The organism is Flavobacterium sp. DG2-3 (assembly GCF_030730925.1).
Taxonomy (GTDB): Bacteria; Bacteroidota; Bacteroidia; order Flavobacteriales; family Flavobacteriaceae; genus Flavobacterium.
Genome location: NZ_JAVAMB010000008.1, coordinates 31,731 through 53,795 on the forward strand (window position 1 = coordinate 31,731; position 22,065 = coordinate 53,795).

The window sequence follows — 22,065 nt, forward strand, 5'->3', positions numbered from 1 at the left end:
TTGTTTTGAACAATTTAATTAACAATATATGGCGTTTTTTATTCTATTTTGGGAAGAAATATTCCTTATTACTAAGGGATTAACTTCGGTTTTGTCATTTTTTTAATGATGTCGAAAAACTTTATCGAAATACAGATAGACCGTTAATTTCTGTCGCTGCTTATTGAAATAGCTTTCGAAAATATTTTAAAAAGAACTTTTTTAGCTGTTCTTCTTTTTCATTATTTCATCCATAACGTCTAAAATAATCGCGCAACCTTCTCTAATTTCGTCTTCAGAAATAGTTAAAGGAGGTGTAATTCGTATCGCGCATCCTTCAAATAAAAGCCAAAATAAAATAAGTCCCCTGTCTTGACAGGTTAAAATGACTTCGTTTGTAATATCTGCCGATTCTGTCATCGCGGCAAGCATTAATCCTTTTCCTCTAACTTCTGTAATCAAAGGATGTACCAAAAGCGATCTGAAGAGTTTTTCTTTCTCAAGCGTTTCTGCCATTAAATTTGTTTCAGTTAATTCTTGCAAAGTAGCCAAACAAGCTGACGCAATGACAGGGTGACCTCCAAAAGTCGTAATGTGTCCTAATTTTGGGTTTTCCGTTAAAAGATCCATTTTTTCGGCAGCTGCAGTAAAAGCTCCAACTGGCATTCCGCCGCCCATTCCTTTACCCATAACTACAATGTCTGGAACAACGTCATAATTTTGAAATCCGAAAAGTTTCCCTGTTCTTCCAAAACCAGGCTGAATTTCATCAACAATCATTAAGGCTCCAACCTCATCGCAACGTTTGCGGACTTTCTCCAAAAAGTTGTTTTCTGGCTGAATAAACCCAGCTCCGCCTTGAATAGTTTCTAAAAGAATCGCTGCGGTTCTAGTCGTTATTTTCTGTAAATCTTCTTCGCTATTGAACGTGATAAAATCAACATCTGGAAGCAAAGGCCTAAAAGCTTGTTTGCGTTCCTCAAATCCCATAACACTCATAGAACCCATCGTATTTCCGTGATAAGCATTGTGACACGAGATAAGCTGACTGCGGCCTGTAACTCGTTTTGCAAGCTTTAACGAACCTTCGATAGCTTCTGTTCCTGAATTGACCAGATAAGTTTTGTTTAAAGATTCTGGAAGGAGAGAGGCCATTAATTTGCAATATTGAACAGCTGGGCTTTGAGAATATTCTCCGTAAACCATTACGTGCGAATATTTGTCCAACTGATCTTTTATCGCCTGATTTACCCTCGGATGCTGATGTCCTAAAGTGCAAGCTGAAACCCCGGCAACAAAATCTAAATATTTTTTATCGTTGGTATCGTATATGTAAGAGCCAATGGCGTGCGAAACTTCCATTCCGAGTGGGTAAGGAGAAGTTTGCGCTTGGTATTTTATAAAATCTGGATTCATTTTTTTCTTAAAGGTTCAAAGTGGCAAAGGTACTAAGGTTCTAAGGCTTCCTTACTTTATGCTTAGGTTAACTTTTTTTTTTTAAGTTGCTAAGGTGCTGAGATGCTAAGATTCTAAGGTTTTAGTGAGCAGTATTTGCTTATTTAAGTTTAGAGCTGAACACTAAAAAAAAGCTGTACACTGACCACTATTTCTTACTCTTAGCAGCTGGATTTTTCTTGTCGTAATTCAACGTTTCCTTCCTGACTTTCAGCGGAACGTTTTTACCTTTTTCTTCCTGTTCTTTTCCTTCTTTAATCAGTTTTTCATTTAGTTCGTTATCTTCGTCGGTAAAAATATCATCTTTCGACTTTATTCGTTCAGCACCTCTCCAGTTCATTCCTCGCAGTTTACGGGCATTTTCTGGAAGTTCGTCTTCAGGAAAAATATCTCCATCAACTTTATTGAAGAAAGTAATGGTTTCTATAGCATTATTTTCCAAGATCATATTGATTTTACTGCTGACATTTTTATTGATTCCGATCAATTCATTGGTGTCATTTCTCATATAATAAATGACCTCAGTATTTTTAATTACATCAACATCATGGAGTTTTCCGTCCCGAAATTTTCCAAACAAATTGAGTCCCTTGACCTGATTATATCCCGTTCCGAGTGTGTCCTTGGACAGGACAAAAGTATTGTTGAGGACTTTTAAAGAGTCAATTTTTCTTGTCTTATTGTCGCCAATTAAATGCATTACGTCGCCAGTAATTTGGTTTTCACCATTCCACAAAATCGGATTTCCGATCAATTTTGTCAAAGCAGATTTAGAATCCGAATGTATAGAATCACACTTACCACTCATATCCGTTTTATAAAAACGAACATTGTTAAAAGCGCGCAGAATTCGTTCGCCTTCTTTTCCTGTTACCATTAATTTTTTTCCGTGAATGTAAACCGAATCATTTTCGACCAAATTGATAGCTACCGCTCTTTTGGTCACAAACATCGAATCTTTCAGTTTATAAAGCTCTGCATAATGGCCTTTTACAATTCCTTTATTGATCGAATCGGTAATTTTTACATTTCGCGTAGCCGATGCAAATTCAATATTTCGATTGTAATATAAACTGTCGCCTTCTATAAGTCGGTCATCATATTTGATGTAGGATCTTCGGAGAAAATGGGCTAAATTTTTCTTCGTATCATAAAAACCTTTTTCGGTATAGATATAATTGGCTTTACTGGTAATTGTTGAAGGGCCAAGAAGATACGTATGCCCAGAATTACTGTAATAATCCAAATGGTTGGATTTAATTACATATTTTGGATTCGTAATCGTAACTTCAGTCAAAAACTGGAATTTCTTTTCTTTCACATAATACCTTCCAGATTTACTTACCAAAGTATTGTCTTTGTTTACAATTGTTCCTTTAGTATTGTAAAACGCTTCTTGGATATTTCGATCAAAATTAATGGTATCGGTACGCAAAGTGGCATCTGGAGAAGTTAAAACTGCATCTCCTTTAGCGAAAGCTTTTTTTTCATTACCACTATATTCGGCGTATTTACTATTTAGGAATAAAGTATCTCCTTGCACTAATTGTACATTTCCGAATGCTTTTAGGTAATTTTCTTTTTGAAAAAAATAGGCTTTGTTGCAAGTTAAGACCACACCATCGTGATTTACTTTTACATTTCCTGTAAGCAAAAGCGCATCTGGCACGTTAACCTGATCCACATCAGAAAAGTCAGCATTCTCGATGACGATAGTTTTAGGAGTTTGAGCCGGTTTTTTGGCCTGCGCCGCAATAAATTGTACGCTAAGAAACAGACAGCAAAATATGAAAAAGAGTGATTTCTTCAACTGATTAAATTTTTGTCAAATTTATAAAAAAGGTTAGAACCTATGGCTGATATTAGGATTAATTTATAATAACTCGCCAACACTTTGATTAACCAGTTCGCTATTATTTATTTTTTCAACAAAACATTGAACTCACACGTTGTAGTTGCTATATTTTGGATTTAAAACACAGCATTTTGAAAAGAGAATGATCTGCATTTTAAAAAATGAATTACATTTAGAAATTAGTTTAATGTCTTTTGCGGATAAAATTTAAAATCTAAAGAAGAATAGCCCAAAAATATATGATAAGTAAAAAAATAATTGCAGCCGGAATTACCTTAACGGTCCTATTTTCGGCCTGTAAAACAAAAGATTTAAAAATGAGTACAGCAAAAGAATCTGCTGCAACGGAGAAAAAAGTTGTAGTTTATCAAGTTTTTACGCGCCTTTTTGGAAATAAAAATACAGCTAACAAACCGTGGGGAACTATCGAAGAAAACGGCGTTGGAAAATTTAATGATTTTACAGATAAAGCTTTACACGAAATAAAAGATTTAGGTGTCAATTATGTTTGGTACACTGGTGTACCACATCATGCTTTGGTACGCGATTATACGGCTTACGGAATTTCTAATGATGATCCAGAAGTGGTAAAAGGTCGTGCAGGTTCTCCGTATGCCGTAAAAGATTATTATAATGTAAATCCTGATTTGGCAGTAGATCCTGCAAACCGATTAGAAGAATTTGAAGCTCTAATAAAACGTACTCACGCTGCAGGTTTAAAAGTGATTACTGATATTGTACCAAATCATATCGCTAGAAAATACGAAGGAAAATCAAATCCTGTAGGCGTAAAAGATTTTGGTGCAGATGATGATGTTACTGTCGAATACAAACGAGATAATAACTTCTATTATATTCCGAATCAACATTTTGAAATTCCTGATGGAGACATTCCTTTAAATGGAGAAAAAAATCCATTGATTGATGGAAAGTTTGATGAAAATCCTGCAAAATGGACAGGAAATGGTTCTCGAAAATTCAAACCAGACCAAAATGATTGGTACGAAACGGTAAAAGTAAATTATGGAGTGCGCCCAGACGGAACCAAAGATTTTCCTGAACTTCCGGCTGGTTTTGATCAGAAATCGTATCAAGAGCATTTTGCTTTTTGGCAAGATAAAGACGTGCCAGATTCTTGGAAAAAGTTTAAAGACATTGCTTTGTATTGGATTTCAAAAGGTGTTGACGGATTCCGTTATGATATGGCCGAAATGGTTCCGTATGAATTCTGGAGTTATATGAACTCTTCGATTAAAATGAAAAATCCAAATGCATTTTTATTGGCAGAAGTGTATAATCCAAATGAATACCGCAATTACATTCGTTTAGGAAAAATGGATTATTTGTATGATAAAGTAGAAACTTATGATAAGTTGAAAGATATCATTCGTGGAAAATCTTCGCCTGACGAATTAACAAAAATTCAAAACGGAATGGCCGATATTGAGCATCATATGCTTCATTTTTTGGACAATCACGACGAACAGCGTTTGGCAAGTCCAGAATTTGCAGGAACGCCAGAAAGAGGAAAACCATTAATGGTCGTTTCGGCAACCATAAGTACTTCGCCAACAATGATTTATTTTGGGCAGGAAGTAGGAGAGGCCGGAAATGAAGACGCGGGTTTTGGAAAACGCTCGAGAACGTCAATTTTTGATTATATCGGAGTTCCAAACCACCAACGCTGGATGAATGATGGTAAATTTGATGGAGGACAGCTTTCTGATTCAGAAAAACAGCTTCGTGATTTCTATAAGCGTTTATTGAATTTCACAATTAAAAGCGATGCTTTAATGGGAGAATTTCAAGAAATTCAGTCTATAAACCGTCAAAATCAAGCGTATGATCCATTGCTATATTCTTTTGTTCGCTGGTCAGATCATCAGAAATTGATTGTTGTTGCTAATTTTTCTTCTGAAAAAGAAAGCGAATTTGAATTGAAAATTCCTTCTGAGGTAATTTCAAAATGGAATCTAAAAGACGGTTCTTATGTTTTAGTAGATAAACTGTATCTGCAAAATAAAACTTATTTGAATGTAAAGAATGGAGAAGGAGTGGCTCAAGTAAAAATAAAGCCTTCTGAATCTTTGATTTTCGAAGTAAACTAGATTTTTTAACACATAGAAACATAGTTTAGCAAAATTATAAAAGGCGTTTCACTAGTTTAAATCCACATAGTTTATCTATGTGTAGAAACTAGTTTCTTTTGTATTCTTTTTTTGCTCAAAAGCTATGTTTCTATGTGTTTAATATTTTTTAAACCTTTTTAAGCAGTGAAATAATTTCTTTAATTGAAAATGTAGCGCCACATACAAATTCATCTGAAGCACCATAATAAACAGTTAAAGTGTCTCCGTCAGGCTCAAGGATATGCCCATTAGTGAAAACTACATTTCCAAAAAAGCCGCTTAATTCATATCCTGTTTGAGGTATCATAATTGGCTCAATTGTTCTAGAAATTACTTTCGTAGGATTATCAAGTTCCATTAAAAATGCTCCCAGACAATACTGATGAGCATCATTTGCTCCATGATAAATTTCAAGCCAGCCTAATTCTGTTTTTATTGGTGCAGCTCCGGCACCAACTCTTTTACTGTCCCAGCTATCTTTTCTGGTTTTGATAATGCATTTGTGATTTCCCCAATGAATACCATCTGGAGACGAAGCAATCCAAATATAATTACCGCCAAGGTCAACACTGCTCGGGCGATGTAATGCGTAAAACAAACCGTTTATTTTTTCTTCAAAAATGGCACAGTCTTTATTATGAGGTGGTAATATCATTCCGTGTTTTTGAAAATTCTTCCAATCGGTTGTGGTTCGTAAACCAACGCCAACACCATTGTCCGAAACAGAAGTAAAAGTTAGATAATACTTACCCTCAATTAAAGAAACGCGACAATCTTCAATTCCAAAAGTTTCCAATATTCCTTCACCAACCAAATGCGGGTAATTTTCAGGTTCATAAAACTGTTTTCCGTCTTCGCTGCATAATAATCGAATATGAGATAAAGTCGTTAAGTAATCAAGCCCTTGATAATTTATAACACGTGCATCTGTAGCAATAAGTTCAGGATGATTTTTTAAAATTTCGATAATCTGAATTGCTCCAGTTTCTGTTAATACAGGGAAAGAAATAATGTCTTCAATTTGTTTCGGTCTTTCGGCAACTCTCACAGCCAGCCAGATTTTGTTTTGAAATTGAAACACGCCAGGATTTAATAAACAGGTAATTTCTAAACCTTCTCGGCTTGGCGGCAAATCGGAAGGCGCTAAAAGTGGATTTTCTATAAAACGTGTTGCTATATCTTTCATATCTCATTGTTGTTGTTTATGAGATAATTAAGGTATAAAAAAAAGCTGATACAGAATTCTATATCAGCTTTTTTGTTTTATAATTTTTTAACCTTTTTGAGAGCTTCAACGTAATATTCGTTTACTTTTTCCCAATTGATATGATTGTAAAAAGCATCAATATAACTGCCTTTTCGGTTTTGATAATCTAAATAATAAGCATGTTCCCAAAGATCAATTCCCATAATTGGAGTTCCCGGAATCAAAGCATTTTTCATTAACGGATTGTCTTGATCATTTGTCGTAGTAATTTGCAATTTACCATATCGGTCTACAACCAGCCAAACCCATCCAGAACCAAACTGTTTCTCTGACTGCGCTTTAAACTGATTGGTTAAGTTATTGAAAGAACCAAATTCTTTAGCAATAGAACCTGCTAGCGTATCTTTTGGAGTCTGTTCTTTTGGTGTTAGAATATTAAAATAAAGCGTATGATTGTAATAGCCGCCAGCATTCTGACGAAGCTTAGCATTATTTAAATCCATCTTTTTTAAAATATCCTCAATTGGCATATTTTCATATTCAGTCGAAACAATCTCTTTGTTAAAATTGTTGGTGTACGACAAATAATGTTTAGAATAATGTGTTTCTAAAGTTAAAGTTCTAATGTCTGGTGCAAGCGCATCATAATTGAATGGCAATTTTGTCATTTCAAAAGAGCCAGGATCTGCTTTGACATCATTTGGCGAACCGATAGTGATTTTTTCTTCTTTTGTTGGAAGAGGAACCTCAACTACTTCAACCAGCTTGTCTTCTTTACAGGAAAATAATAGTAAAAATGAAGCTAAAGTGCTAAAAAGAACAACGTTTTTCTTCATAATGTTTTTATTTTGATGTTAATGAATTGATGATTTCGATATAATGTTCTTTGGCTTCGTCAACAGACATATGGCTAATTTGCATCCAAGCATTGGTTTTAAAAGCGTCTCTTAAATCAAAATTTTCAGATTGATTGTAAACAGCTGTTCCAAAAGTTGCCTGTTTGTAAAAAGCGTAAAGTCTTAACTGCACATCTTGAGGCAGAGAAGCCTGAGTCATTGTCATTGCAATTTCTACAGCTTTAGCAAAGCGAATATCTAAATCTTTTTCAGCCATTTATGCTTTTGTAGCAATAATTGTTTTTCCACCAATCGCTTTCTGGTTTAACTCCACATTGATTGGCGTACCTAAAGGTAAAAATAAATCTACTCTTGATCCAAATTTAATGAAACCAGCATCTGTTCCTTGAACAACCTGCATTCCTTCTTTAGCGTAATTTACAATTCTACGAGCCAATGCTCCTGCAATTTGTCTGTATAAAATAGCACCGAAAGTTTCGTTTTCGATTACAACTGTAGTTCTTTCGTTTTCCTCGCTTGCTTTTGGATGCCAAGCAACCAAGAATTTACCAGGATGGTATTTGCTAAATTTGATGATACCATCCATTGCGTAACGCGTAACGTGCACATTGATTGGCGACATAAAAATAGAAACCTGTAAACGTTTATCTTTAAAATATTCTCCTTCATATACTTCTTCAATAACCACCACTTTTCCATCAACAGGAGCAAGGATATGATCGCTGTTTCTAACTGCAATTCTCTTCGGATTTCTGAAGAATTGTAAAATAATAATTAAAATTACAACCGCTGCGAATTGAACAAGCATTCTCAGCCAGGCAATATCAATGAATTTATCAGCAATTAAAAGTACAGCTACTGTAAATACAGTACCTAGTAAAATGGACGGGCCTCCTTCTTTATGAAACATAATATAAAATTTGATAAAATAAAAATATAATTGGTGCTACAAATATAACACTATCTAATCGATCTAGAATACCTCCGTGGCCTGGCATGATCGAACCGCTGTCTTTTATGCCGGCAATTCGCTTAAATTTAGATTCTATTAAATCTCCAATAGTTCCAAAAATGCTTACGATTATGGCAATTGTAGTCCAAATTATGATAGACATATTGCTGAACTCAGGTTTTGGCTGAATGTATAGCTTAGAAATCAGGAAACCGGCAAAAGCTGCAAAAACAGCACCGCCAATAAATCCTTCAATTGTTTTTTTAGGAGAAACACGCTCAAATAATTTGTGTTTTCCCATTGATTTTCCAACCAAATAAGCAAAAGTATCATTGGTCCATATTAATATAAATAGACCTAAGATAATCTTCGGATTGTAGTCGTTTGTTCCAAAAGAAATTTTTACAATAAATACAAAAGGAAGTGTAATATATCCGAGCAGATATAAATATTTGGAAGAAGTGCTTACTTTTTGAACAGAATCATAAAATAAGAAAATGATGCACTTTATAGATACAACAAGTGTAACCGCAAGAAGGACTAAATCCAACTGTTTGATGTTGGTTTCTAAACTAAGACTAGAGTTAAAATTGTCGTTTAGAAATTTAGTCGTTTGTTTGTTGTAATGGCTTACAAGAATAATCGAAGAATAAACTAAAGTTCCAAATAGAATAGAAAACACTTTGTTTAAGTTTACGATATTAGAAAACTCGTATATCGTAATAATTAGGAAAACGCCAAAAAGGGTAATGAAGCTTTCTGTAGAAAACAATATCGAAGTTAATAATAAAGCGATATAAACAGCACCAGAAATGGTTCTCTTCAGTGTTTCGTTCATCTTAAAGATCTTCTAAAAGCAATAAATAAAGGTTTTTTGCAACACTTCCGTATTGTGTAAAATCCTCGTCTTTGGCTTTTTCGAAATATTTTATTGTAGTGATATTAGTAGGAATGTCTCTTTCGTATTTGCGTTTAATAGCGCTTAATCCGTCACTTTTCATAGGAAGGATTTGACTTGTAGTGGCTATTATAACAATATTTGCCGGTAATTCGTTAGGTTTATTTTGTCTGATTTGTTTTGATGAAAATAAAATCGAACCTTCATCAGCTATAAGGTTTTCGCAGCTTGCTAATAGAAATCTAGGATTTGAAGGGGCAATGTAGAATAATTTGTTTTCTTCTAATAAACTAAAAAGAGCTGGTTCATAACACAAAACCTCATTTTCAAACCAATCATTTTCTTCTAAAATGTTTTCAAATTGCTCTGCCAATTCTTGTCCGTTTTCACAGTATAGGAATTTCCCTCCATTTTTCTTAAAATTGAAAATGAATTGTTCATCTAAAGACAAATGACTATTCGGAGCAGAAGATGTTCCTGCATATTCGCTTTCGTGCTCTTCGTCAGAAGCGGATTCACTGGAACCAAATATTTTTTTGAAAAAATTCATTTTTTTTATATGAAATACTTTACATGTTAATTGAAAACGTTCAAAGATAAAAAAATCTTAATTCAAAAGGGTGTTTTGAATTAAGATTTTGAAAAATTATTACGTATTTCGTAATTACTTATGAAACTACTTCTTCCAAATTTTTGTCAAAAGTACGTTTTCCGAAAATGTTTTCTAAATCATCTTTAAAGATTACTTCTTTTTCAATCAGAATATCAGCAAGTTGATTTAATTTATCTTTATTTTCTTCTAAGATTTGAATAGCTCTCTGATATTGGCCTTCAATTAATTCTGAAATTTCAGCATCGATAATTTTTGCTGTTTCGTCAGAATAGGGTTTAGAGAAATTATATTCGCTTTGTCCGCTTGAATCGTAATACGTAACGTTACCGATTTTATCGTTTAATCCGTAAATAGTTACCATAGCACGAGCTTGGCGTGTTACTTTTTCTAAGTCGCTTAATGCACCAGTGGAAATTCTGTCAAAAGTTACTTTTTCAGCAGCTCTACCTCCCATAGTAGCACACATTTCGTCTAACATTTGGTCTGTTCTCACGATTTGTCTTTCTTCTGGAAGATACCAAGCAGCACCTAAACTTTGTCCACGAGGAACAATAGTAACTTTAATAAGTGGTGCAGCGTGCTCCAACATCCAGCTTACAGTAGCGTGACCAGCTTCGTGAATAGCGATTGCTCTTTTTTCTTCTGGAGTAATGATTTTATTTTTCTTTTCAAGACCACCAATAATTCTATCAACAGCGTCAAGGAAATCTTGTCTGTCTACAGCCGCTTTGTTGTTACGGGCCGCGATTAAGGCAGCCTCGTTACAAACGTTAGCAATATCAGCACCAGAAAATCCTGGAGTTTGTTTTGCTAAGAAATCTAAATCAAGACCTTCAACTTTTTTGATAGGAGCTAAGTGTACTTTGAAGATTTCAGCTCTCTCGCGAATGTCTGGTAAGTCAACAAAAATTTGTCTGTCAAAACGTCCAGCACGCATTAAAGCTTTATCTAAAACATCGGCTCTGTTGGTTGCTGCCAAAACAATTACGTTAGAGTTTGTCCCAAAACCGTCCATTTCTGTCAGTAATTGGTTCAAAGTGTTTTCTCTCTCATCGTTTCCGCCAGACATATTGCTTTTTCCTCTCGCTCTACCAACAGCATCGATCTCGTCAATGAAAATGATAGCAGGAGATTTTTCTTTTGCTTGTTTAAATAAGTCACGTACACGAGATGCACCAACTCCCACAAACATTTCAACGAAATCTGAACCTGATAAAGAGAAGAAAGGTACTTGAGCTTCACCAGCAACAGCTTTTGCCAATAAAGTTTTACCAGTTCCCGGAGGTCCTACTAATAAAGCTCCTTTTGGAATTTTACCTCCAAGATTCGTGTATTTTTCTGGGTTTTTAAGGAATTCAACAATTTCCTGAATTTCTTCTTTAGCACCTTCTAAACCAGCAACATCTTTAAACGTAGTTTTGATATCTGTTTTTTCGTCAAAAAGTTTCGCTTTAGATTTTCCGATATTGAAAATCTGTCCGCCACCTCCAGCGCCTCCGCCAGACATTTTACGCATAATGAAAATCCATACACCAACAATAATGATGATAGGAAGTAAGCTGATTAAAATATCGCTCCAGTTATTTTTTTGAAGAAAGTTAAAGTCTTTTAATTTTCCTTCTGTAACTGCTTTTTCTAGTTTAGTTTGAAAGATTTGATCATTACCAATTTCCAAAGTGTAATGCGGACCTTTGTTTGGTTGTTTGAAAATATCTTCAGCTACTTTTTTGTTTGCTGGGTCTTTTAGAGCCGCAGCATTTAAATATACCTCAGCTTCTGCTTTGTTGTAAACAATAACTTTTTCAATCTGGCCTTTTTCCAAAAGCGTGTTGAATTTAGAAGATGTTAATTGGGCAGGTTCGCTTAGGCTTGATCCTCCTGTTGCAAAACTTATGAATAAAAAAACTAAAAGTATTGCGGTGTATATTAACCAAGGACTTATTTTAAATTTATTCGGATTTGGATTATTATCTTTAGCCATTTAATGAAAGTTTCTTTAGTATTTGTTCTCGATTGTAGTTATTTTGGCATCACCCCAAAGGCTTTCGATGTTGTAATATTCGCGAATATGTTTCTGGAAAACGTGTACCACAATGTGTACATAATCCATTAAAACCCATTCTGCATTATCGGTTCCTTCTACGTGCCAAGGTTTGTCTTTTAAGTCTTTTGATACAGTTTTTTGAATTGAGTTTACGATGGCGTTTACTTGGGTGTTTGAGCTACCGTTACAGATCACGAAATAATCGCATACTGCTGTATCTATTTCTCTTAAGTCAAGAATATCGATATCATTTCCTTTTACTTCCTCAATCCCTTTGATTATGTTCGCCAGTAGAACATCATTATTAACAGTCTTTTTCGCCATGAATTATTTTATATGAATTTGTAAAGTTACCAAATTTTGTGATTATTTTTGAACCTTAACAAAATATTAAATTAAGATATTTAAATTATTTAATGAAACTAATCAAACTCGATGCCATAGATTCTACAAATGACTTCTTAAAATCGTTGGCAAGTCAAGATGAACTGGAGAATTTTACAGTCGTAACAGCTGAAAATCAGACAAAAGGGAAGGGGCAAGTAGGAGGCGTATGGAAGTCTGAAGCGGGTAAGAACTTAACTATGAGTGTGTTGGTGAAAGATTTTCTCTTTAGCAACGAAGAAGTTTTCAACTTGAGTGTTGCGGTTTCTCTTGCAGTTTCAGAAAGCTTAAAATCTTTAAATATTCCTGATATCTGCATAAAATGGCCAAACGACATTCTGTCATACAATAAGAAATTAGTTGGCATATTAATCGAAAATACCATAAAAAGCGATGGCAGAATCGTGTCAGTTGCTGGAATCGGAATCAATGTCAATCAAACCGATTTTGGTGAATTGCCCAATGCTTCTTCTTTGGCAGTAATTGCGGGTAAAACTTTCGATAAAGAAGAACTTACTATTTTAATTGTCGAAAAACTAAAAGAAAAGATCGCGTTATGGAAAACCGAATCGCAGATTTTTTGGGACGATTACTTTAATTCGTTATTCAAAAAAGGCATTCCCACAGCCTTTAGAGATAATGACAACAATGATTTTATGGGAATCATTCAAGGGGTTTCTAAAGTTGGCAAATTGCAAGTTTTGTTAGAAGACGACTCTGTTGCTGAATTTGAAATAAAAGAAGTGAAGATGCTTTATTAAAGGTTCTAAGGTTCTGAGTTGCTAAGCTTCTAAGTTTTTTTGCCGCGAAGTCACTAAGTCCCTAAGTTTTCTTTTTTAATTTAAAAATAAATAGAATCTAACTTAATCTGCTCAGATCAATTAAATCTGCGTGAAACAAAAAAAACTTTGCGACTCTGCGCCTTTGCGAGAAATTTTCGGCTCCAATTTTAAAAAAAAACTTCGTGCCTTAGTGTCTTCGTGGCAAAACCCAAAAAAAATGCCCAGCAAAAGCCAGGCATTTATAATTCAAAATTAATAATTCATCATTATTAAAGTTTGTTCATATTGTTTGCTAAAGTTTCAATAAACTTACTGATTGGACCTTTAACCATCATCGCCATCATAGCGTTAAATTCGCCTTCAAAAAACAATTGAACAGCACTTTCAGAATCTGAAACACTGTCAATGTTTGAAGTTAGCGTAAACGGAAGTTTATCACTCGCAGCACCCAAAACAATTTTGTTTGGCGCAACTTTATCTTTCATTTTTAATTTGATTTCCGGCATCCCTTTCAATCCAAAAATAAAAGCGTCTTCGCCAGTCACTTCAAATTTAGCGATATTGTCTGGCATTAATTTTTCGAAATTCTTTACGTCAGTCAGTTGGTCAAACAAATCCTGAGCCGATTTCTGAACTGTAACTTTTGGACTTTCTAAGTTCATATTGTTTTGTTTTTTATTTTTTTTTCTTAACCGCAAAGCGCGCAAAGTTTTTTTTAAATATACGAGATTTTATAAAAACGCAAAGGTCGCAAAGCTGGAAGTTTAATAAAATTCCAATTTAAATCCCAAATTCCAAAAATCTCTTCGCATAGAAGAGAAATCTAAAATCTAAAATCTAAAATCTAAAATCTAAAATCTAAAATCAGAAATCTAAAATCAGAAATCTAAAATTATTCCCCTTGCCCCCAAGTAGACGGACTCTCGTTCCATTCTAAAAGAGTAGACTGTTGGTCTTCTGTGATATATTGTTTTTGAACCGCTAAATCTAACAAGTTTTCGTAATTGCTTAAAGTGAATAAATCAATATTAGCTTCTTTGAAATTTTCTTCAGTAACACCAAAGCCGTATGTAAAAATCGCTGCCATACCTTTAATATTAGCACCTTCGCTTCTTAAAGCTTCCACAGCCATCAAACTGCTTTTTCCAGTACTGATCAAATCTTCAACAACCACAACATTTTGACCTTTTTGTAAAAAACCTTCTACTTGGTTTTGTCTACCGTGTTTTTTTGGTTCTGGACGCACGTATACGAACGGAAGGCCTAAACTTTCGGCAACCAAAATACCAACACCAATGGCTCCAGTAGCAACACCAGCAATCACATCAGGTTTTCCAAATTGTTTCTCAATGTTTTTAGCAAATTCATCACGAACATAGTTTCTAATGCTCGGAAATGAAAGAATTAACCTATTATCGCAATAAATAGGAGATTTCCAACCAGAAGCCCATGTAAAAGGATTTTCGGGATTCAATTTAATTGCATTTATTTGCAAAAGCAATTCGGCTGTTTTTTCGGCAGTATCTTTATTAAAAATCATAGTACAAATGTATAAAGTTTTTGTAAACGACAAACCACTTTTTTTGACAAATGAAATCTCTAAGGAAACAGATTTCCAATTGTTCTTGTTGGAGAGTATTGATGTAGAACAGCTTATAATTAAAATTTTTCAAAATAAAATTCAAAAAGCCATTCTATATCATCCCGACGAAAGTGTCATGATGAAAACCCTTAAAGCCAAAATTCCCGTAAACAAAGCGGGCGGAGGCTTGGTATATAATAAGAAAGGCGAGGTTTTATTTATCTTCAGAAACGGAAAATGGGATCTTCCAAAAGGCGGAATCGAGAAAGGTGAAGAAATAGAAGACACCGCCATGCGTGAAGTAGAAGAGGAGACAGGAGTTGGACAACTTAGAATTGTCAAAAAACTCGAAAAAACCTATCACATTTTTAAACGTAACGGAAAATATAAACTTAAAATAACCCATTGGTTCGAAATGTTCTCCGATTTTGAAGGAATTCCACACGGACAAGCCGAAGAAGGCATCGAAAAAGTAGAATGGCTGAATCCTGAACAAATAAAAGAAGCACTTAAAAACTCCTACGAAAACATTAAATTATTGTTTGAGGAGAAAACTCCAACAGAAAAAATCGAACCGCCTGTTGCTTATCGATCGGCTCCAAATTCGAATAATTAAGCTATTTCTAAAGGTTAAATTGGAATTTGGAATTTAAAAATTGAAATTTTAGTAATTTGGGCGTGCCACCATCCCGATAAGAGGGCAAATATAGCATGCGCATATACGCCCTCTTATCGGGATGCTGTCGGGCTTTCGCTGCTACTTCGGTAGCTTTAGCTCTATCCCTCACGCAGAGCTACACTTTGTCTTTAAATTTTGTTTCAGGTTTAAGCTTCAAGTTTTTTTTGCTAGCGCTAACGGGGGGGTATAAAATAATTACGTTTATTATTGATGTTATTACGGAAGCCCATAATTTTTATGTTTATAAGTTTTTTCTTTGTTTTTGATTTATTAATGTATTTTCGTAGGAAAATAAATAGCATTGATATGATTAGATTAACAAAACTGGTTAAAAGCGTATTGCTCTTAGCTTTAGTGCTTCTTATGACGAATTGCGCACCAAATGAAGCAGAAGAGAGCTCAAATGTTCAAGCTGTGGATGAAGCAAAAAATTGGTACAATATTCATAAAGAAGAATTTGATTCGCCTATTTTAGAATATGTAAGTGATTTAAAATGGGAGAATGCAATAATCTCGAATGGTACTGATGGAGTAGTAATCGAAGTACCATTTACGCTAACTGACAATTTGCAAACTTCAAATGGCAAAGGAAATCTGTACAATGACCATCATCGTTTTGTATTTATAAAAGAAGGGCAGCAAAAGTTCAAAACCTATTATGTTCAAATATTTACTGATAATAAGAATTCTAGTATTTTAGATAAAAGTTACAATTATTACGCCGTGAAAGAAAATTATAATGGTAAGGTCTTTGTTCAAGATTTAATAAGTAATAAAACGAATGTTCTTGAATTTAAAAATGGTGAGCAATCTACACTATCATCGACATCTAAATGGCGTGAAGAAGCTGTTAGCTGTACTTTTTTGGGCTACTGGGAGCCTGACGGAAGTTTTAGTCCTATAAAAGTGATGTATTGCGATGGAGGCGGTTATGATGATGGAGAACCCTATCCTACGTATGGTGGAGGTGGAGGTGGAGGTACCTCAAGTCCATCTCCAAAACCAGTTGCACCACAAATTATTAATAATCTTACAGGAAAAGCAAAGTGTCTAAATAGTTTATTGAGTAGCAGCGGAAACAATTTTGTACAAAATATATTTAATCAATTTGCTGGAAAATCAGAATTTAATATTCAAATTGTTTCACTTCCGAATGTTTATTCATCAACCAATCAAGAAGTAAATGGAACTACAGGGTTTGATAAGGTGAATAGTCTTATAACTATAGAAATAAGTACAAATAGATTGGATGGACTTGCAGCTTTAGAATCCGCTAGGATTATCCTGCACGAATACATACACGCAGATATTTATCGAAAGTTAAATACGACAAATTCTAATGATATTGATGCAAGTAATTTTAAACAAGTTTTTGAAACTTACGAAAATCAGCATAATGCAATGGCGCAGGTCTATCTTAGTAGTATGAAAGATGCTTTAAAATCATTTCATAAAACAGTTTTAAGTGCTGATTATAACAAATATACTAATTATTATGGAGAAGAGCCAAGCGATGCCTTCTATGAGGCCATGGCTTGGGGAGGTTTAAAGGATAGTAGTGTAAAGGCTTGGACGGATTTGCCTGAAGACAAAAAAGCTTCGATTAATTCGTTGGCAAGTAGAGTGCCTATTTTAGGTAAATCTGTTCCTTGTCCATAAAGTGTAAAATAATAGTACTTTTGTATATTAGACAACAAAATTCAATTACATATTTTTTAAAATCGAGTTATGAAAAAATATATATATTTATATGCGGCATTCTTATTGGGATTCAGTTTATATGCTCAAGAAAAATCGAATGGCACATTTTTTTTTAAATTAGATGATTCATACATTGTCGAATCCAAAACGAGTCCAAATAAGTTTTTATTAAAAGATAAAAATGAAGATGAAGTATTTTATTTTAAAGGAGTAGAAATTTTAAATGACTTAAACCCGAAAGAAGTGCTTTGTCTTAAAGATTTTGTAAGAACTTCAAAATACTATAATAAAAACAAAAAGAACAAATTGAATAACTCTGAACTGGTAAACTTTTTTAGTAACTCTACGGTTTACCTAGTTAAAAGGAAAAATGATAAAACAGAGTTTATTAAAGTGAATCCGATTGTTGAAATTTATGATTAGATTGTTTGTTTAAAATTTCAAACCTCGAAATTATTTTTCGAGGTTTTTTATTTTAGACTATGCCTAGCCCTTAAATAGCGATACACAAAAAAACATCGTTATGGCAAATCTAGCTCAACTTTGTCAAAGTTTAAAACTTTGACAAAGTTCTATACGCACAGCTTTGCGACCTCAGCGTTTTCTTCAACTCAATCAAAAGAATAAAAACTTTGCTCCCGATAGCTATCGGGATTGCGTTAAAAAAAATCAAAGCACTCGATAAACAGGATACTGCATATGCGCTTTTTCATAATGAACAGAATTCTTATAAATCCAATTTAACTGCGCTTCAGGATTTTTAGCAAATTCGCGGTCGTTTTGTTTTTTGGCTTCCAATTCTGCTTTTAAAGCTGGATTTTCTTTTAAGATTTTTGCGGCTGAATCTTCAAAAACATAATCAGAATAATGTTCTTTTTGCTGTAAAATGGCATCGAAGAAATTCCAGTTGAAGAATGAATCAACGCCTTCTGGTTCAAAAGCTTCTAAAAGATATTTTACACCTTTTTGGTTTGTTGGAACGTAGTAATCTCCTTTAGCGAAATTCATTTTTACTATTTTAGAAGTTACGGTTGTATTTCGATGCAAATAATGTCCTTCGTAAGCTAACGGAACGGTTTTAAAATCAACAATTCTGTAGCTTTCAACCTCAGCAATAGTATCATTCTTAAATTGGCGGAAAGTAATATTATTGTTCTTTAAAAGTTCAATAATATTCCAATAACCACGCGGAATAATATAAGCAGACGGAATAACAACGTCTTTTACCGATTTAAATTCTTTGATATACGGAACGTCTTTTTTATACGGTTTGCTTCTGTCATAATACAAGCGATCGCCCGTTGTCGCATCACTTTTTTTGTAACCCGCTTCGTAACCTAAAAACGTAAATTTGGTTGCTTTTGTGCTGTCCATTTCCCATTTTAAAGTGTATGATTTTTTAGGCTGATATTGCTCTAAATTCTTTACTCTTAAATCTTTTATCTTCAGATAATTAGCATCGGTAAAATCCAAAGTCGATTTCATGTATTCGTAGGTTACTTTTACACGTTCAGCATATTTTTTCAGCATGTGCGTTTCGACCACAAAACCAATCGTATTAAACAAAGAAGTATAACCCGTAGTATATCGCGGACTGTCGACAAACTGTCCAAAACCTTTATCTGGTGTATCTTTGAACGAATCCACATAAGGCGTCGTTTCTATTTTTTTGTTTTGAAGATCTTTCACCAAAGCGGGCATCATAACATCATTCATATAATCTCCCAAAAGCGTTCCCAGTTTATTGTGCTGTGTCATGATGTAAGTTAGTTTGTATTGATAATCAGAACCGTTGCTTACGTGATTATCGATAAAAACATCGGCGTTTATTTTCTGGAAAATCTCTACAAAACTTTTGGTATTTCGCGTATCTGATTTCATTAAATCACGATTTAAATCATAGTTTCTCGCATTTCCTCTAAAACCGTAAACTTCTGGTCCGTCCTGATTGGCACGCGTTGTTGAATTTCGGTTTAAAGCGCCACCAATATTGTAAACTGGAATGCAAACCAAAACGGTGTTTTTAGGTGCTTTCATTTTTCCAGTTGCCAAATCTCTGTAGAATTGCATAGAAGCGTCGATTCCGTCAGGTTCTCCAGCGTGGATTCCGTTATTGACAAACAAAACGGCTTTGGTTTTCTGTATTTTATCAAAATCAAATTCCTTGTCAGGATTAAAAGTGACCATGTGTAAGGGTTCACCAGAATCTGTCAATCCCATTTCTTTTACCTGAATCGTTGGGAAATCATTTGCTAGCATTTTAAAATAACGAATGGTTTCGTAGTAATCTGCGGCTTGATTTCCGTTTCCTTTCTCAAAAAATGTATCGTATTTTTTATTGTTTTGAGCGAAAAGAGTGATTGTGAAAAGTGAAATGAAAATGGTGAGTTGTTTCATGGTTTTGGTTTTTTATGCGAACCAAATATAGGATTTTTGTTTCAAGTTTCAGGTTTCAAGTTGGATGTTAAATACTCTGTATTTAGTTTTTGTTTCACGCTCCCGTAGCTATAGGAATTAGAGATTTAAGCAGATAAATTTTGATTTTTTAAATCTACGTCAAATGCAATCTTTGTTTTTCGTCTCCCGCAGATTTTGCAGATTTCGCGGATTTTTTTATTTAATATTTAGATTTGATCTGCTTGATCTGCAAAATCTGCGAGAGCTAAATATTCGCGCCATCTGCTTAAATCTTTTTAAATCTGCGTGAAACAAAAAATCAAACTGTACACTGCCAACTATTTTCTCTACTTTTGCAAAATGAATAAAAAACACCATTCCAACGATATACTTTCCAATTTAGGAATTAAGAACCTGAATGAGATGCAGGAAATGGCACACGATGCTATTTTAAACGAAAACAATGTTTTGTTACTTTCTCCAACTGGATCTGGAAAAACGTTAGCTTTCTTGCTTCCGATTTTAGAAATGTTACAGCCAGAAATTCTTTCAGTTCAATGTTTAATTCTGGTTCCATCTCGCGAATTGGGACTTCAGATCGAGCAGGTTTGGAAGAAAATGGGAACGCAGTACAAAGTCAATATTTGTTACGGCGGACACTCGATCGATACTGAAATCAAAAATTTGAGCAATCCGCCAGCGGTTTTAATTGGAACGCCTGGAAGAATTGCAGACCATATTGACAGAGAAACTTTTAGAACCGATAAAATTCAAACTTTGATTTTAGATGAGTTTGATAAATCGCTGCAATTAGGTTTTCACGAACAGATGTCTTTCATCATTGGAAGATTGCCGAAAGTAAACAAACGCGTTTTGGTTTCTGCGACTTCAGATATCGAAATTCCGAAATATACAAGAGTTGTAAATCCGATTACTTTAGATTTTATTCCAGAAGAGGAAGAAAAAGCCAATCTTTCTATGAAAATGGTGATTTCGCCTTCAAAAGATAAATTGCAGAGTTTGTTTAATTTAATCTGTTCTTTAAATTCAGAATCGGCGATTATTTTCTGTAATCATCGCGATGCTGCAGAACGTATAAGCGATACTTTAAACGAAAAAGGAATTTATTCGGTGTATTATCACGGCGGAATGGATCAGGAAGAACGTGAAAGAGCTTTGATTCAGTTTAGAAACGGAAGTGTTACGTATTTAGTCACAACCGATTTGGCGGCGCGTGGTTTGGATATTCCAGAAATGAAACACGTTATTCATTATCATCTTCCTTTAAAAGAAGATGAATTCACGCACCGAAATGGTCGTACGGCGCGTATGCAGGCAACGGGTACGGCGTATATTATCATTCACGAAAGTGAAAAAGAACTAGATTACATTGATTATGAAATGGATGTTTTGGATGTTGATGGAAAAGTTTCGCTGCCAAAACCACCTCAATTCCAAACGATTTATATCAGTGGTGGAAAGAAAACAAAGCTGAATAAATTTGATATTGTGGGTTTCTTTTCTCAAAAAGGAAAACTAGAAAAAGACGATTTAGGCCTAATCGAAGTAAAAGATTTTGTTTCGTTTGCAGCTGTAAAATATAATAAAGTAAAAGATCTTCTGAAAAACATTAAAGATGAAAAAATGAAAGGTAAGAAGTTTAAAATTGAAGTTGCCCGAAATGTTATTAAAAAAGAGGAAGAGGAGAAGAAGGGGGAATATTAGATAATTAGACAATTTGAGAATTAGAGAATTAGGTTTTTGCTATATACTCTCATAAATTTTTTATGCTTGAATAATTTTTGAGAAGCTTATCCAGTGTTTGTCATCCTGAGGAACGAAGGATTTCCGCAAGTAGCTCTGCAAAGATTGGAGATGTACTTTGTGAAGCTTTTGCCTTCGTAAAGATTGGTTAAAAGATGAATTGGAATTTGGGATTTTTTTATTGGAATTTAAAAGTCAATTATTTGTATTTCAGTTGATTGTGTTTTTGTAACTACAATTTACAATTTTATGTTAAAAAAATAATCAATTGATAGGTGTTTTTTCAATATTTCTATGTTTTTTTGTGATCGTAAAATTTGTAAACCCCAAATACCACATGAAAAAGATTATTACTCTTACCGCATTGTTTTTTAGTTTTGTTTCGTTTGCACAGGTTAAAGTACTAGAAACGGTTCCTGTTGAGAAACTAGGAAAAGTAAACAACAATTACATTCAGAAAATTGGTGACGAATACACAGTGTATTACACTATTATTCAAAGTGATGACGATTCTACTTTGAGAAAATTTTCATTCAAAAACATTGATAATGCTTACAACTCTTTGTACAACATTATCATGGGCGGATTTACAGCGTCTCCGTTGTACGATATCAAATTGGAGTTACCTAACAACTACATTTGGTTACACTACACAGGAAATGTTGTTCCAGACAAAGCTACAGTTCAATTTATGGTTTCTGGTAAAGAAAGAGATGCTGCAACAAACAACGTTTCTGAGCCATTCGTAAAAGACCAAATCAGTAAATTATTCCAAAAATAATTTTCT

The 22,065-nt window shown here is 34.1% G+C and carries 20 protein-coding genes; 7 read left to right on the forward strand and 13 right to left on the reverse strand.

The window, feature by feature from the left end; all coding sequences use genetic code 11:
• Window positions 1-201: 201 nt before the first annotated feature.
• Both Q9Q97_RS12555 and Q9Q97_RS12560 read right to left on the reverse strand, forming a co-directional pair.
• Window positions 202-1,395, reverse strand: coding sequence for an aspartate aminotransferase family protein (locus tag Q9Q97_RS12555; protein WP_306157496.1), 1,194 nt, complete (start codon window positions 1,393-1,395; stop codon window positions 202-204).
• 187 nt (window positions 1,396-1,582) lie between these two features.
• Window positions 1,583-3,244, reverse strand: coding sequence for an OstA-like protein (locus tag Q9Q97_RS12560; protein WP_306157498.1), 1,662 nt, complete (start codon window positions 3,242-3,244; stop codon window positions 1,583-1,585).
• A gap of 284 nt (window positions 3,245-3,528) precedes the next feature.
• Between Q9Q97_RS12560 and Q9Q97_RS12565 the strand changes: the two genes are divergently transcribed.
• The gene (locus tag Q9Q97_RS12565; protein WP_306157500.1) at window positions 3,529-5,397 is read left to right on the forward strand and encodes an alpha-amylase family protein; all 1,869 of its coding nucleotides are present in this window, start codon (window positions 3,529-3,531) and stop codon (window positions 5,395-5,397) included.
• Window positions 5,398-5,545: 148 nt separating this feature from the next.
• Here the strand turns inward: Q9Q97_RS12565 and Q9Q97_RS12570 are convergent, their stop codons facing one another.
• From Q9Q97_RS12570 to rsfS, 8 genes are all read right to left on the reverse strand, one after another.
• Window positions 5,546-6,604, reverse strand: a complete 1,059-nt coding sequence (locus Q9Q97_RS12570; protein WP_306157502.1) for a glycoside hydrolase family 130 protein — start codon at window positions 6,602-6,604, stop codon at window positions 5,546-5,548.
• 77 nt (window positions 6,605-6,681) lie between these two features.
• Complete coding sequence (locus Q9Q97_RS12575) at window positions 6,682-7,461, reverse strand: superoxide dismutase (RefSeq protein ID WP_306157504.1); 780 nt, start codon at window positions 7,459-7,461, stop codon at window positions 6,682-6,684.
• A gap of 7 nt (window positions 7,462-7,468) precedes the next feature.
• Entirely contained in the window at window positions 7,469-7,738 is a 270-nt protein-coding gene (locus tag Q9Q97_RS12580) for an acyl-CoA-binding protein (protein WP_306157506.1), read from the reverse strand.
• Window positions 7,739-8,392, reverse strand: a complete 654-nt coding sequence (locus Q9Q97_RS12585; RefSeq protein ID WP_306157507.1) for a phosphatidylserine decarboxylase family protein — start codon at window positions 8,390-8,392, stop codon at window positions 7,739-7,741.
• Window positions 8,382-9,272, reverse strand: coding sequence for a phosphatidate cytidylyltransferase (locus tag Q9Q97_RS12590; protein ID WP_306157509.1), 891 nt, complete (start codon window positions 9,270-9,272; stop codon window positions 8,382-8,384). The genes Q9Q97_RS12585 and Q9Q97_RS12590 overlap by 11 nt, the downstream gene beginning before the upstream one ends.
• A gap of 1 nt (window position 9,273) precedes the next feature.
• Window positions 9,274-9,882 carry a lactate utilization protein B/C gene (locus tag Q9Q97_RS12595; RefSeq protein ID WP_306157510.1) on the reverse strand — a complete coding sequence of 203 codons (609 nt, stop codon included), beginning with the start codon at window positions 9,880-9,882 and terminating at the stop codon, window positions 9,274-9,276.
• A 118-nt stretch (window positions 9,883-10,000) separates the two neighbouring features.
• Window positions 10,001-11,926 (reverse strand): ATP-dependent zinc metalloprotease FtsH, encoded by a 1,926-nt coding sequence (gene ftsH, locus Q9Q97_RS12600; RefSeq protein WP_306157512.1) that lies wholly within the window; start codon window positions 11,924-11,926, stop codon window positions 10,001-10,003.
• A 15-nt stretch (window positions 11,927-11,941) separates the two neighbouring features.
• Window positions 11,942-12,313, reverse strand: a complete 372-nt coding sequence (rsfS, locus tag Q9Q97_RS12605; RefSeq protein WP_017496527.1) for a ribosome silencing factor — start codon at window positions 12,311-12,313, stop codon at window positions 11,942-11,944.
• Between the two features lie 92 nt (window positions 12,314-12,405).
• Here rsfS and Q9Q97_RS12610 point away from each other — a divergent pair, with 92 nt between their 5' ends.
• On the forward strand, window positions 12,406-13,134 hold the full coding sequence (locus Q9Q97_RS12610) for a biotin--[acetyl-CoA-carboxylase] ligase (RefSeq protein ID WP_306157517.1): 729 nt from the start codon (window positions 12,406-12,408) through the stop codon (window positions 13,132-13,134).
• A 290-nt stretch (window positions 13,135-13,424) separates the two neighbouring features.
• On the opposite strand, the gene Q9Q97_RS12615 is transcribed toward Q9Q97_RS12610, so the two are convergent.
• Window positions 13,425-13,817, reverse strand: coding sequence for an SRPBCC family protein (locus Q9Q97_RS12615; RefSeq protein WP_184164771.1), 393 nt, complete (start codon window positions 13,815-13,817; stop codon window positions 13,425-13,427).
• Between the two features lie 230 nt (window positions 13,818-14,047).
• On the reverse strand, window positions 14,048-14,695 hold the full coding sequence (gene pyrE, locus Q9Q97_RS12620) for an orotate phosphoribosyltransferase (protein WP_306157519.1): 648 nt from the start codon (window positions 14,693-14,695) through the stop codon (window positions 14,048-14,050).
• Between the two features lie 7 nt (window positions 14,696-14,702).
• Between pyrE and Q9Q97_RS12625 the strand changes: the two genes are divergently transcribed.
• The 3 genes from Q9Q97_RS12625 (at window position 14,703) to Q9Q97_RS12635 (ending at window position 17,540) form a co-directional block, all read left to right on the forward strand.
• A complete protein-coding gene (locus tag Q9Q97_RS12625) occupies window positions 14,703-15,353 on the forward strand; it encodes an NUDIX hydrolase (RefSeq protein ID WP_306157521.1) in 651 nt (216 codons plus the stop codon).
• Window positions 15,354-15,722: 369 nt separating this feature from the next.
• Window positions 15,723-17,075: a hypothetical protein gene (locus tag Q9Q97_RS12630; protein WP_306157523.1), complete on the forward strand. Its 1,353-nt coding sequence runs from the start codon at window positions 15,723-15,725 to the stop codon at window positions 17,073-17,075.
• Between the two features lie 69 nt (window positions 17,076-17,144).
• Complete coding sequence (locus tag Q9Q97_RS12635) at window positions 17,145-17,540, forward strand: hypothetical protein (protein WP_306157525.1); 396 nt, start codon at window positions 17,145-17,147, stop codon at window positions 17,538-17,540.
• Between the two features lie 246 nt (window positions 17,541-17,786).
• On the opposite strand, the gene Q9Q97_RS12640 is transcribed toward Q9Q97_RS12635, so the two are convergent.
• Window positions 17,787-19,514 (reverse strand): M14 family metallopeptidase, encoded by a 1,728-nt coding sequence (locus Q9Q97_RS12640; RefSeq protein WP_306157527.1) that lies wholly within the window; start codon window positions 19,512-19,514, stop codon window positions 17,787-17,789.
• 360 nt (window positions 19,515-19,874) lie between these two features.
• On the opposite strand from Q9Q97_RS12640, the gene Q9Q97_RS12645 reads away from it, so the two are divergent.
• Both Q9Q97_RS12645 and Q9Q97_RS12650 read left to right on the forward strand, forming a co-directional pair.
• Window positions 19,875-21,239 (forward strand): DEAD/DEAH box helicase, encoded by a 1,365-nt coding sequence (locus Q9Q97_RS12645; protein WP_306157529.1) that lies wholly within the window; start codon window positions 19,875-19,877, stop codon window positions 21,237-21,239.
• Between the two features lie 376 nt (window positions 21,240-21,615).
• Window positions 21,616-22,059 carry a hypothetical protein gene (locus Q9Q97_RS12650; RefSeq protein ID WP_306157531.1) on the forward strand — a complete coding sequence of 148 codons (444 nt, stop codon included), beginning with the start codon at window positions 21,616-21,618 and terminating at the stop codon, window positions 22,057-22,059.
• Window positions 22,060-22,065 lie beyond the last annotated feature (6 nt).